Source organism: Mucilaginibacter ginkgonis, assembly GCF_009754905.2.
In the GTDB taxonomy this organism is placed as follows: Bacteria; Bacteroidota; Bacteroidia; order Sphingobacteriales; family Sphingobacteriaceae; genus Mucilaginibacter; species Mucilaginibacter ginkgonis.
Map to the genome: position 1 here is coordinate 1,882,435 of NZ_CP066775.1, position 13,976 is coordinate 1,896,410.

Annotated in this window: 10 protein-coding genes and 4 tRNA genes; all 14 read right to left on the minus strand. The window is 43.4% G+C overall.

Translation table 11 applies throughout. The features are described from left to right. Nucleotides 1-11 precede the first annotated feature (11 nt). Nucleotides 12-323, minus strand: coding sequence for a DUF3467 domain-containing protein (locus tag GO620_RS08670; protein WP_157524284.1), 312 nt, complete (start codon nt 321-323; stop codon nt 12-14). 157 nt (nt 324-480) lie between these two features. Then, nucleotides 481-4,770, minus strand: a complete 4,290-nt coding sequence (gene rpoC / locus GO620_RS08675) for a DNA-directed RNA polymerase subunit beta' (RefSeq protein WP_157524286.1) — start codon at nt 4,768-4,770, stop codon at nt 481-483. A gap of 113 nt (nt 4,771-4,883) precedes the next feature. After that, nucleotides 4,884-8,687: a DNA-directed RNA polymerase subunit beta gene (rpoB, locus tag GO620_RS08680; protein WP_157524288.1), complete on the minus strand. Its 3,804-nt coding sequence runs from the start codon at nt 8,685-8,687 to the stop codon at nt 4,884-4,886. 198 nt (nt 8,688-8,885) lie between these two features. After that, nucleotides 8,886-9,269, minus strand: a complete 384-nt coding sequence (rplL, locus tag GO620_RS08685; protein ID WP_157524290.1) for a 50S ribosomal protein L7/L12 — start codon at nt 9,267-9,269, stop codon at nt 8,886-8,888. Nucleotides 9,270-9,327: 58 nt separating this feature from the next. Continuing rightward, nucleotides 9,328-9,849 (minus strand): 50S ribosomal protein L10, encoded by a 522-nt coding sequence (gene rplJ / locus GO620_RS08690; protein WP_157524292.1) that lies wholly within the window; start codon nt 9,847-9,849, stop codon nt 9,328-9,330. Between the two features lie 2 nt (nt 9,850-9,851). Further along, a complete protein-coding gene (rplA, locus tag GO620_RS08695) occupies nt 9,852-10,550 on the minus strand; it encodes a 50S ribosomal protein L1 (protein WP_200229794.1) in 699 nt (232 codons plus the stop codon). A gap of 97 nt (nt 10,551-10,647) precedes the next feature. After that, on the minus strand, nt 10,648-11,088 hold the full coding sequence (gene rplK / locus GO620_RS08700) for a 50S ribosomal protein L11 (RefSeq protein WP_157524294.1): 441 nt from the start codon (nt 11,086-11,088) through the stop codon (nt 10,648-10,650). Nucleotides 11,089-11,265: 177 nt separating this feature from the next. Then, on the minus strand, nt 11,266-11,808 hold the full coding sequence (gene nusG / locus GO620_RS08705; RefSeq protein ID WP_157524297.1) for a transcription termination/antitermination protein NusG: 543 nt from the start codon (nt 11,806-11,808) through the stop codon (nt 11,266-11,268). Between the two features lie 12 nt (nt 11,809-11,820). Continuing rightward, nucleotides 11,821-12,015, minus strand: coding sequence for a preprotein translocase subunit SecE (gene secE / locus GO620_RS08710; protein WP_157524299.1), 195 nt, complete (start codon nt 12,013-12,015; stop codon nt 11,821-11,823). Between the two features lie 24 nt (nt 12,016-12,039). Next, nucleotides 12,040-12,110, minus strand: a tRNA-Trp gene (locus tag GO620_RS08715). 136 nt (nt 12,111-12,246) lie between these two features. After that, nucleotides 12,247-13,434 carry an elongation factor Tu gene (tuf, locus tag GO620_RS08720; RefSeq protein WP_157524301.1) on the minus strand — a complete coding sequence of 396 codons (1,188 nt, stop codon included), beginning with the start codon at nt 13,432-13,434 and terminating at the stop codon, nt 12,247-12,249. A gap of 59 nt (nt 13,435-13,493) precedes the next feature. Continuing rightward, nucleotides 13,494-13,565, minus strand: a tRNA-Thr gene (locus GO620_RS08725). A gap of 102 nt (nt 13,566-13,667) precedes the next feature. Further along, a tRNA-Gly gene (locus GO620_RS08730) sits at nt 13,668-13,740 on the minus strand. A gap of 83 nt (nt 13,741-13,823) precedes the next feature. After that, a tRNA-Tyr gene (locus GO620_RS08735) sits at nt 13,824-13,909 on the minus strand. Nucleotides 13,910-13,976: the final 67 nt, after the last annotated feature.

Below are 13,976 nucleotides of genomic sequence, written 5' to 3' on the forward strand. Positions count from 1 at the left end.
TTTTATTGTGATTAAGCCTGGCCCATAGTTCCACCAAAGTTCATGGTAAACCCATTGTTCTCGTCCGGAATTTTTATGCGGCCATTAATAGATTCGTATTTCTCAATGTTATCGCTAAGCGCGTTAAGCAAACGTTTAGCATGCTCTGGCGTTAAAATGACGCGTGATTTTACTTTGGCTTTTGGAATACCAGGCATAACACGCACAAAATCAACAACAAACTCGGCATTTGAGTGTGTGATTATGGCAAGGTTAGAATAAATACCCTCTGCAACTTCTTCAGATAGTTCAATATTTAATTGATTGTCGTTTTGCTGTTCCATCGGTAGATGTTAACGTTTGTTGTGAACATCAAAATTACCATTTAAAAGTGAAAGATTATAGCTGATGATGAAAGGCATAATAACATTTATTGAATTTATACCAACAAAAAAAGGCGCCCGTTAGTAAACGGACGCCTTGAATTCTATAAAGTTAACGTTATGCTTCTACTTCTTCTGATTTAGAAGCCATCAGGCGGTCAAACTCCTCCTGCGAACCAACACGCACGTTATCGTAGATACGCATACCTGTACCTGAAGGGATGAGGTGACCAACGATCACATTCTCTTTCAGACCAAGCATTTTATCGCGTTTACCTGCAATGGCTGCCTCATTCAGTACTTTGGTAGTTTCCTGAAATGATGCTGCAGAGATGAACGACTTAGTACCTAATGATGCACGCGTGATACCTTGCAACAGCGGGCTAGAAGTTGCCGCGATAGCATCGCGAACTTCAACCAGCTTAGCATCCTTACGTTTAAGGATAGAGTTCTCATCGCGCAGTTTACGTAACGATACTATCTGACCTGCTTTTAACGTAGTTGAATCACCCGGCTCAACAACAACCTTCTTATCAAAGATCTCGTCATTCTCCAGCATAAAATCCCAGCCGTCAACAGCTTCGCGCTCTAAGAAACGGGTATCGCCCGGATCTTCGATCTGTACTTTCTGCATCATCTGGTGAACGATCACTTCGAAGTGCTTGTCATTGATCTTCACACCTTGTAAACGGTAAACTTCCTGGATACCGTTAACCAGGTACTCTTGCACTGCTGCAGGGCCTTTGATGGCTAAGATATCGGCAGGTGAAATTGAACCATCTGATAACGGCATACCGGCTTTAATAAAGTCGTTATCCTGTACCAGAATGTGTTTAGACAACTGCACCAGGTATTTTTTGATCTGGCCGTCGCGCGACTCAATAGTAATCTCGCGGTTACCACGTTTAATGCCACCTAAGGTTACCACACCATCAATCTCTGTTACGACAGCAGGGTTTGACGGGTTACGTGCCTCAAACAACTCGGTTACACGTGGAAGACCACCTGTAATATCCCGGGTCTTACCTGCAGAACGAGGGATCTTAGCAATAACCTGACCTGTTTGGATGCTTTCATTCTCGTCAACCGCGATATGCGCGCCAACCGGGATGTTATATCCTTTTACCAAATTACCGGCTTTGTCGGTGATCTGGATTACAGGGTTCTTAGTTTTATCGCGGGTGTCGATAACCACTTTTTCGCGGTGACCAGTTTGCTCGTCAGACTCTTCACGGAATGTGATACCCTCTAACACGGCGTCGAAAGTTGCTTTACCGGCAAACTCAGAGATAATTACCGCGTTGTATGGATCCCATGAACAAATACGGTCGCCTTTGGTGATCTTGCTGCCATCTTTCACATACAGGTATGAACCGTATGGAATATTGTTGGTCATGATCACTTTATTGCTGCCTTCTTCTACAATGCGGAACTCGCCAGAACGGCCCAATACCACATCAACAGCACCATCTTCCGGAGTTTGGTAAGTCACAGTACGTACGTTCTCAAACTCGATGATACCATCGTAACGTGCAGAGATTTGAGATTCTGCCGCGATGTTAGATGCGGTACCACCCACGTGGAATGTACGGAGTGTTAACTGTGTACCCGGCTCACCGATTGACTGTGCTGCAATTACACCCACGGCCTCACCCGCTTGTACGCGTTTACCTGTTGCCAGGTTACGGCCGTAACAAAGTGCGCAAACACCGCGTTTGCTTTCGCAAGCCAATACAGAGCGGATCTCTATACCTTCTAGCGGAGAATTTTCTATCGCTTTGGCAATCTCTTCTGTGATGTCCTGTCCTGCAGATACCAACAAATCGTTAGTAAGCGGGTCATGTACATCGTGCAGAGATGTACGGCCTAAAATACGGTCATATAATGGCTCAACAATATCCTCGTTGTCTTTTAACGCTGTTGTAAAGATACCACGCAGTGTACCGCAATCGGTTTCACCAACAATCATATCCTGGGCAACGTCATGTAAACGACGGGTTAAGTAACCGGCATCGGCAGTTTTCAAAGCCGTATCCGCCAAACCTTTACGGGCACCGTGGGTAGAGATAAAGTACTCTAATACCGACAAGCCTTCTTTAAAGTTAGACAAGATAGGGTTCTCGATGATCTCACCGCCCGAACCTGATTTCTGAGGTTTGGCCATCAAACCACGCATACCTGCCAGCTGGCGGATCTGCTCTTTAGAACCACGCGCACCTGAATCGAGCATCATATATACAGAGTTAAAGCCCTGGTTATCTGTAGATAAGATCTCCATTACGTTGGCAGTAAGCCTGTTGTTGATACGTGTCCAGATATCGATGATCTGGTTGTAACGCTCATTATTAGTAATGAAACCCATGTTGTAGTTGTTCATTACCTCTTCTACTTCTTTCGATGCAGACTCTATCAGCGTAACTTTTTGAGCAGGGATGTTAACGTCTTGCAGGTTAAATGATAAACCACCACGGAATGCCATCTGAAAACCTAACTCCTTAATATCATCAAGGAATTGAGCCGCGCGCGCCATACCGGTAGTTTTCACTACCTCGCCAATGATATCGCGAAGCGATTTCTTGGTCAGCAATTCATTTATATAACCTACTTCTGTAGGTACGTGCTGGTTAAATAACACGCGGCCTACCGTAGTTTCTATCAGTTTATTTACAATGCTGCCATCGCGCTCTTTAACATCAGCTTTAACTTTGATGAAAGCGTGCAGGTCAACTTGTTTTTCGTTGTATGCAATGATCACCTCTTCGGCAGAGTAGAAAGACAAGTCTTGTCCTTTTACAACGCGTTTCTCATCTGTACGGCGGCCTTTAGTAATGTAGTAAAGACCTAAAACCATGTCTTGAGATGGTACAGTGATAGGCGTACCGTTTGCAGGGTTCAAAATGTTGTGCGAAGCCAACATTAAGATCTGCGCTTCTAAAATTGCGGCGTTACCAAGCGGCACGTGAACAGCCATCTGGTCACCGTCAAAGTCGGCGTTAAACGCGGTACAGGTTAACGGGTGTAATTGAATAGCCTTACCTTCTACCAGTTTTGGCTGGAAAGACTGGATACCCAAACGGTGCAGCGTAGGTGCACGGTTAAGTAACACAGGGTGGCCTTTCAATACGTTTTCAAGGATATCCCAAACCAGCGGGTCTTTGCGGTCAACAATTTTCTTTGCAGACTTAACCGTTTTAACCACACCACGCTCAATCATTTTACGAATGATAAACGGTTTGAACAGCTCGGCTGCCATATCTTTTGGCAAACCGCACTCGTGCAGTTTAAGGTTAGGGCCTACAACAATTACAGAACGTGCAGAGTAATCCACACGTTTACCTAATAAGTTTTGACGGAAACGGCCTTGTTTACCTTTCAGGATGTCTGAAAGTGACTTTAAAGCACGGTTACCTTCTGTTTTAACGGCGTTTACTTTACGTGAGTTATCAAATAAAGAGTCAACCGCCTCCTGCAACATACGTTTCTCATTACGCAAGATCACCTCAGGGGCTTTGATCTCGATCAAACGTTTTAAACGGTTGTTACGGATAATTACACGACGGTAAAGGTCATTTAAATCCGAAGTAGCGAAACGGCCACCTTCCAAAGGCACCAACGGGCGCAGCTCAGGAGGTATAACCGGAACGATCTTCACGATCATCCACTCAGGGTTGTTATCTATGCGTGTTTTAGCGTCGCGGAAAGCTTCAACAACCTGAAGACGTTTTAATGCTTCATTTTTACGTTGCTGAGAAGTTTCGTTGGCAGCCTGGTGGCGCAGGTCATAAGATAATTGATCAAGCTGTAAACGGCTTAACAATTCTTCTAATGCTTCTGCACCCATTTTAGCAACAAATTTCTGCGGATCTTTGTCGTCTAAGTATTGGTTCTCTTTTGGCAAGGTATCCAATACGTCAAGGTATTCTTCTTCTGTCAGGAAGTCCATTTTGGCAATTCCGTCAGCTTCTTTAATACCAGGCTGGATAACTACATAACGCTCATAATAAATAATGAGGTCGAGTTTTTTGGTTGGTAAGCCCAGCAAGTAACCAATTTTGTTTGGCAACGAACGGAAATACCAAATATGCGCAACCGGAACCACCAGGTTAATATGGCCCATACGCTCGCGGCGTACTTTTTTCTCGGTTACTTCTACACCGCAACGGTCGCAAACTATACCCTTGTAACGGATACGTTTGTATTTACCGCAATGGCATTCATAATCTTTTACCGGACCAAAAATACGCTCGCAGAACAAACCATCACGTTCTGGCTTGTAGGTACGGTAGTTGATGGTCTCAGGCTTTAAAACCTCACCGCTTGAACGCTCAAGAATAGACTCGGGAGAGGCTAAACTAACCGTAATGCTGGTGAAGTTACTTTTGATTTTATTATCCTTTTTGTAAGACATAGTCTCCTTGTTTTAATGATTGAATGATAGAATGAATGAATGTTTAAATAAAATTCTTAAAGTGAATGATTGCGTGATTCTCTCATTCAATCATTCACTCATTCATTCATTATCTAATCCAGTGTGATATCCAAACCTAAACCTCTTAACTCGTGAACCAATACGTTGAATGATTCAGGAACTGACGGTGTAGGCAGGTTTTCGCCTTTAACAATGGCTTCGTAGGTTTTAGCACGTCCAATCACGTCGTCCGACTTCACAGTCAGGATCTCCTGAAGGATGTTAGCCGCGCCGAATGCTTCAAGCGCCCAAACCTCCATCTCACCAAAACGCTGGCCACCAAACTGTGCTTTACCACCCAATGGCTGTTGTGTGATAAGCGAGTACGGACCAATTGAACGGGCGTGCATCTTATCATCAACCATGTGGCCCAGTTTAAGCATGTAGATAATACCTACTGTGGTTGGCTGGTCAAAACGTTCGCCGGTTAAGCCATTGTGAAGATAGGTACGGCCGGTTGCAGGTAAGCCCGCCTTCTCTATCCATTGTTCTACCTCGTCATAGCTTGCACCGTCAAATATCGGCGTAGCGAATTTCATACCCAGTTCTTTACCTGCCCAACCCAATACAGTTTCATATATCTGGCCAAGGTTCATACGCGATGGTACACCCAGCGGGTTAAGAACAATATCAACAGGGGTACCGTCTTCTAGGAAAGGCATATCCTCGTCACGTACAATACGCGCAACAATACCTTTATTACCGTGGCGGCCCGCCATTTTATCACCAACTTTAAGCTTACGTTTCTTAGCAATATAAACTTTAGCCATTTGAACAATGCCCGATGGCAGCTCGTCGCCCACGCTGATCGCGAATTTATCGCGGCGGTAAGCACCAAGCTCTTCGTTCAATTTGATGTTGTAATTATGCAGCAACATCTTAATTTGCTCATTCTTGTCTTCATCAGTGGTCCATTTTGTTGGGTTGATGTTTTCGTAAGGCAATTCAACCAAAATTTTCTGGGTGAATTTTACGCCTTTTGGTACAAGAAGCTCTTTGTAAACGTTGCTCACACCTTGAGAAGTTTTACCGTTAACGATCTCGAATAATTTCTCGATCAGGGAATTCTTAAGGTCTTTATTTGCTTTATCGTGTTTAGCATCCAGTTTCTCAATAGCTATTTTCTCTTCAGATTTTGAAGTCTTTTTAGCACGTGAGAACAATTTGGTATCGATAACCACACCGCTGATAGATGGCGGAGTTTTCAAAGAAGCATCTTTTACATCGCCTGCTTTATCACCAAATATGGCACGAAGTAATTTTTCTTCAGGTGATGGGTCAGACTCGCCTTTCGGAGTGATCTTACCAATTAAAATATCACCTTCTTTTACCTCTGCACCTACGCGGATGATACCGTCTTCGTCCAGATCCTTGGTTGCTTCTTCAGATACGTTAGGAATATCTGCAGTCAGCTCTTCTTCACCACGTTTAGTGTCCCGAACTTCAAGTTCAAATTCCTCTACGTGTAATGAAGTGAAGATATCCTGCGATACCACGCGTTCTGATATTACGATCGCATCCTCAAAGTTGTATCCTTGCCAAGGCATGAACGCTACTTTTAAGTTGCGGCCCAATGCAAGCTCGCCGTTTTGTGTAGCGTAACCTTCAGACAATACCTGACCTTTTACTACCCTCTCGCCTTTCTTAACGATAGGCTTCAAGTTGATGGTAGTGCTTTGGTTGGTTTTCTTGAATTTGGTTAAACGGTAGCTTTTTGAATCGCCATCGAATGATACCAAACGGTCATCTGCGTTACGGTCATATTTAATGCGGATCTCTGTAGCATCAACATACTCAACAACACCATCGCCTTCGGCGTTTATCAAAGTACGAGAGTCTTTTGCCACACGGCCTTCCAAACCTGTACCCACAATCGGTGCTTCAGGGCGCAACAAAGGCACAGCCTGGCGTTGCATGTTCGATCCCATCAATGCACGGTTAGCGTCATCATGCTCTAAGAACGGGATCAATGATGCCGCGATAGACGTGATCTGGTTTGGCGCAATGTCCATTAAATCCAAACGCTCTGGTTCAATTACCGGGAAGTCACCCTCGAAACGTGCTTTAACACGCGGGGTATCAAATACACCGTTGTCATTATAGTGCGCGTTTGCCTGGCCTATGGTTTTACCGTCTTCATCTTCTGCAGACAGGTAAATAACTTCGTCTTGAACCTGTACTTTACCATCAATTACCTTTTTGTAAGGTGTTTCAATAAAGCCTAAGTTGTTGATCTTGGCGTGTACGCAAAGAGAAGAGATCAAACCGATGTTCGGTCCTTCCGGAGTTTCAATAGTACACAACCTGCCGTAGTGGGTGTAGTGAACGTCACGAACCTCGAAACCTGCACGCTCGCGCGAAAGACCACCGGGGCCAAGGGCTGACAGACGACGCTTGTGCGTGATCTCTGCCAGTGGATTGGTTTGGTCCATAAACTGTGACAACTGGTTTGTTCCGAAGAACGAGTTGATCACAGATGAAAGTGTACGCGCGTTGATCAGATCGGTTGGTGTAAACACCTCGTTATCGCGGATGTTCATACGCTCGCGGATGGTACGGGCCATACGGGCCAAACCAACACCAAATTGCGCGTATAACTGTTCGCCTACCGTACGAACACGACGGTTAGACAAGTGATCGATATCATCCACCTCTGCTTTAGAGTTGATCAGTTTGATCAGGTATTTTACGATAGCGATAATGTCTTGTTTGGTTAAAACCTTAGTCTCGTTAGAGGTATCCAGTTTCAACTTACGGTTAATGCGGTAACGGCCCACATCGCCCAGGTCATAACGCTTGTCAGAGAAGAACAGACGGTCAATAATACCGCGTGCCGTTTCCTCATCAGGTGGTTCTGCGTTACGCAGCTGACGGTAGATGTGCTCCACAGCCTCTTTCTCTGAGTTTGATGTATCCTTTTGTAAGGTATTGTATATAATGGTATAATCACCGCTGGTGGCTGCATCTTCCTTATTCAGGATAATGGTTTTAACACCGGCGTCAATAATCATATCTATGTGGTCATCTTCCAGTACGGTTTCGCGCTCAAGGATGATCTCATTACGGTCGATAGATACCACTTCACCGGTATCCTCGTCCACAAAGTCTTCAACCCATTTTTTAAGCACCCTTGCAGCAAGCTTGCGGCCAATGAATTTCTTCAAACCGGATTTGCTTACTTTAACCTCGTCGGCTAATTCAAATAGCTCAAGGATGTCCTTGTCAGAATCATAGCCAATTGCACGAAGCAGGGTTGTAACCGGGAATTTTTTCTTACGGTCTATGTAAGCATACATTACGTTATTAACGTCTGTAGCAAACTCTATCCATGAACCTTTGAAAGGTATTACACGGGCAGAGTACAATTTAGTACCGTTGGTGTGGCGGCTTTGGCCAAAAAACACACCTGGTGAACGGTGTAATTGCGATACAATTACGCGCTCGGCACCGTTGATTACGAAAGTACCTTTAGGCGTCATGTAAGGGATGGTACCCAGATACACGTCCTGAACGATAGTTTCAAAATCTTCGTGCTCCTCATCGTTACAAGACAATTTTAATTTTGCCTTTAACGGAACGCTGTAAGTTAATCCGCGTTCGATACATTCTTGTATATCGTAACGTGGCGGGTCAATAAAATAATCAAGAAACTCTAAAACAAAGATGTTTCTTGAATCAGAAATAGGAAAGTTTTCTGCGAACACCTTGAACAAGCCTTCTGTGTGACGGTTGTCTGAAGTGGTTTCTAACTGAAAAAATTCCCTGAAAGATTGCAACTGAACATCCAGAAAGTCAGGGTAATCAATTACGTGCCTGCTGGTTGCAAAGTTTACTCTTTGATTATTGTTATTTGCCAAGGGATTATGGATTTAAATATTTACTTGAAAAGATTTGAGATGTGAGATGTGAGCCGTAAGATAACACTATGATACCTCACTGTCTCAAATCTCAAATCTCATGTCTCATATCTAAAACGAGACCTCTATAAACAGCAATAGACCCCGGCCATTTTCGGGCCGGAGTCTGGTGCTTTTTGGGCTTATTGCCGGGTTAAATTACTTAACCTCAACAACAGCGCCTGCTTCTTCTAATTGTTTTTTAAGTGACTCAGCTTCTTCTTTAGATACACCTGCTTTTAATTCTTTTGGTGCACCGTCAACAAGATCTTTGGCTTCTTTCAAGCCTAGGCCTGTAAGGTCTTTCACTAATTTAACAACAGCTAATTTTTGACCGCCAGCTTCTTTCAAGATAACGTCAAATGCGGTTTGCTCTGCAGCAGCAGGAGCAGCATCGCCGCCACCAGCAGCAGGAGCAGCAACTGCAACAGCTGCAGCAGCAGGCTCAATGCCATACTCGTCTTTAAGGATCTGAGCTAATTCGTTAACTTCTTTTACTGTTAAGTTTACCAACTGTTCAGCAAATGATTTTAAATCTGCCATTTTATTTGTTTTTTTCTTTGAATACGTTTGTTTAAAATACCGTCTTAAGGTGCCGGTTTTAACCTTCTCTTTCTTGTAATGTTTTTACTAAACCTGCAATTGTAGATCCGCCTGATTGTAGGGCAGAAATAACGTTTTTAGCAGGCGACTGCAATAAGCCAATGATCTCGCCCAATAACTGTTCTTTTGATTTTAGTTTGATCAAAGTATCCAGTTGGTTGTCGCCGATAAAGGCCGATGAGTCTATGTATGCTGCCTTTAAAACAGGTTTGTCGCCTTGCTTGCGCAGTTCTTTGATCAGCTTTGCCGGGGCAGTGCCAGATTTGGAGAACATGATAGACGATGAACCTTTTAAAGTGCCGTATACCGATTCGAAATCGCCACCAACGGCTTCCATAGCTTTACGGATAAGGCTATTCTTAGCAACTTTAATGGTGATGTTGTTTTCGAAACATTTACGGCGGATGCTGTTGATCTTTTCAACAGTGAGGTTTGAAGTATCGGTAATGTAAAAATTACCAAACTCGCGCATCTGATCGGCAAGGCCTTCAACCAATTCGTGTTTTTGTTCCTTGTTCATGATTAGATCCCCGCTATTGTTTTAGTTTCAACTTCAATTCCGCGAGACATAGTAGAAGAGACGTGTACGCTCTTAAAATATGTTCCTTTTGCTGCAGATGGTTTTAACCGTGAGATGGTTTGCAATACTTCTAAAGCATTCTCATAGATCTTATCTGCAGGGAAAGATACTTTACCTATAGAGGCATGGATAATACCGGTCTTGTCAACTTTAAAGTCTATCTTACCAGCTTTAACCTCTGTTACCGCTTTGCCCACTTCTGGGGTTACAGTACCAGATTTAGGGTTAGGCATTAAGTTACGAGGACCAAGTACACGACCTAGCCTACCTACTTTAGCCATAACGCTTGGCATGGTGATGATGATGTCAACATCGGTCCATCCACCTTCTATTTTAGCAATGTAGTCATCCAAACCAACGTAGTCTGCACCTGCGTCTTTTGCTTCCTGCTCTTTGTCAGGCGTGCAAAGTACCAGTACACGTACAGTTTTGCCGGTTCCATGAGGTAATGTTGCTATACCGCGTACCATTTGATTGGCTTTACGCGGGTCAACACCAAGGCGTACATCAATGTCTACAGAAGCATCAAATTTGGTAGTAGTAATATCCTTTACCAAAGAAGTCGCATCTTGCAAAGAGTAAGCTTTGTTAGCCTCAATTTTTGAAAGCACTGCTTTTTGATTTTTTGTTAATTTAGCCACTTTCTTTAACTGATTTGTTAATAGTATAGACTTGAGATGTGAGATTTGAGATGTGAGATATAAAATCTTAAATCAAAAATCCGAAATCAAAAATCCGTTAATTCCAGGGTGCTGCACCAGATACGGTTATACCCATACTGCGGGCAGTACCAGCCACCATTTTCATGGCAGACTCAACTGTGAATGCATTTAAGTCAGTCATTTTATCTTCGGCAATAGTTTTAACCTGATCCCAGTTTACGCTGGCAACCTTTTTACGGTTAGGTTCTGCCGAACCGCTTTTTAAGCCTGTAGCTTCCAATAACTGGATAGCAACCGGCGGGGTTTTAATGATAAAATCAAAAGACTTGTCAACATATACAGTAATAACTACAGGTAATACCTTACCAGGTTTATCCTGGGTACGGGCATTAAACTGCTTGCAAAATTCCATGATGTTAACACCTTTTGCACCCAATGCAGGGCCAATTGGTGGCGATGGATTTGCCGCGCCGCCTTTCACTTGTAGTTTTACTAACGCACCGACTTCTTTTGCCATTTTCTTAAATTTATTTATTACTCAATGTTAGTAAGTGGAAGCTATGTAACATTTAAGATTTTGTGAGTGGTTGGTTAAGTGAGTGGTGAATAGTTATCACCTTGCCAACAAAACCTATACTCTATTATTTAAAAACAAGAATGGCAACTACTCACGTAATCAACCACTCACTGTTCACTATTCTTTCTCTATCTGCATGTAATTCAATTCGAGCGGCGTGCGGCGGCCGAATATCTTTACCATTACTTTTAGTTTCTTTTTCTCTTCGTTAACCTCTTCAATAACACCGCTAAAGCCATTGAAAGGACCGTCCATCACTTTAACGTTTTCGCCAACATAATATGGTACGTTCATGGTTTCGCCTTGTGTGGTCATCTCGTCAACCTTACCTAAAATGCGGTTAACTTCTGCCTGGCGTAATGGGATGGCATTACCTGCCTTATCGCCCAAAAAGCCAATCACACTATTAATGTTTTTGATCACGTGCTCAAGCTCGCCGTCTAAAGCTGCTTCTATCAGCACATAACCCGGAAAAAAGTTACGCTCTTTAGCTATCTTTTTCCCATCGCGCATTTGGTAATATTTCTCGGTAGGTATCAATACCTGGGGCACTAAATGCGAAATGCCTAAACGGTTAATTTCGGCCTCTAAGTATTGCTTTACCTTTTTTTCTTTACCGCTGATGGCCCTTACCACGTACCATTTTAAATTTTCAGCCATTACTATATTATATTAGGTAAGTGAACCGTAAAACTGTTTTACTAAAAAACCAATGATCTGGTCCATGCCAAAAATAACCAGGGCAATGATCAGGGCTGCAACCAATACAAGAACGGCGCTGTTCTGCAGCTCGCGCATGGTTGGCCAGGTTACCTTTTGGGTTAACTCTATGTATGATTCTTTAATATACTCAGCTACGTTAGCCATTTCTTCTTAATCAATAAGTTTAAGCACGGGAACAAGGATTCGAACCCTGATCAAAGGTTTTGGAGACCTCTATTCTACCATTGAACTATTCCCGTGTATAAATCACCCCAAACCCCTAAAGGGGCTTGAAATGTTAAAACAAGGTACTCGGTTTAAAAGCCGAATACCTTGTTTTTTAAAATTAACCTTACCTATTTGCCTCCCCCTTTAGGGGGCCGGGGGGTTAGGTTTTTATTTTAATATTTCAGTTACCTGACCGGCACCTACTGTACGGCCACCTTCGCGGATAGCGAAACGAAGACCTTTTTCCATCGCGATTGCGTTGATCAAAGCTACAGTGATGGTAACGTTGTCACCAGGCATAACCATTTCTACACCGTCTGCTAAAGTGATCTCACCTGTAACGTCTGTAGTACGGAAATAGAATTGCGGGCGGTAACGGTTAAAGAAAGGAGTATGACGGCCACCTTCTGCTTTAGAAAGTACGTAAACTTCTGCTTTAAAATCTGTGTGCGGGGTTACTGAACCTGGTTTGCAGATAACCATACCACGACGGATAGCTTCTTTTTCAATACCACGTAACAATAAACCTACGTTGTCACCAGCTTCACCACGGTCAAGGATCTTGCGGAACATCTCAACACCTGTAACGGTTGATTTTAAGTTCTCTGCACCCATACCCAGAATATCAACAGGATCGCCAGAGTTGATAACACCACGCTCTATACGGCCTGTAGCAACAGTACCACGACCTGTGATAGAGAACACGTCTTCAACAGGCATCAAGAAAGGAAGATCTGTCAAACGCGGAGGGATCGGGATGTAGTTATCTACAGCATCCATAAGCTCCATGATCTTGTCTACCCATTTAGTTTCGCCGTTCAAACCACCAAGGGCAGAACCTTGAATAACAGGGATATCATCACCAGGGAAATCATAGAACGATAACAACTCGCGGATCTCCATCTCAACAAGTTCTAATAATTCAGGATCATCTACCATGTCAACTTTGTTCATGAAAACAGTTAACGCAGGTACACCTACCTGACGAGCCAACAGGATGTGCTCGCGGGTTTGTGGCATAGGACCATCAGTAGAAGCCACTACAAGGATAGCGCCGTCCATTTGAGCAGCACCTGTAACCATGTTTTTCACATAATCCGCGTGACCAGGACAGTCAACGTGTGCGTAGTGACGGTTAGCAGTTGAATACTCAACGTGAGCTGTGTTGATTGTGATACCACGCTCTTTCTCTTCAGGAGCAGAGTCGATCGAGTCGAATGAACGTGCCTCAGATAAACCTTTATCAGATAATACTTTTGTAATAGCTGCGGTTAAAGTGGTTTTACCGTGGTCAACGTGACCGATAGTACCGATGTTTAAGTGCGGCTTACTGCGGTCAAATTTTTCTTTTGCCATGATTTATAAATTATTTACTTGGTTAATTTTTCTATTTTATTGTTACTTTCTTAAAAGCGAGCCAACGAAGGGATTTGAACCCTTGGCCTCTTCCTTACCAAGGAAGTGCTCTACCCCTGAGCTACGTCGGCTTATGTTTTGATTTCGGATTTCGAATGTTCAATTTCGAAATTGACTATTCTCTATCTGAAAACTAAGTCCGAAATCGAAAATCCGAAATCCGACATATCCTGAGCGGAAGACGAGGTTCGAACTCGCGACCTATAGCTTGGAAGGCTATCGCTCTACCAACTGAGCTACTTCCGCAGTTTTACCAATGAGTGAATGAGTGAGTTAGAGAATGAGTGAATAGAAACATTCTATCATTCAATCATTTTATCATTGATAGCTGGTGGGGAGAGGAGGATTCGAACCTCCGAAGTCGTAAGACAGCAGATTTACAGTCTGATCCATTTGGCCGCTCTGGAATCTCCCCAAGTTTGATTTCGAAATTCGAACTTTCGATTTCGGATTTTAGCCTCTTTAGGGAAGATAATTTCGAA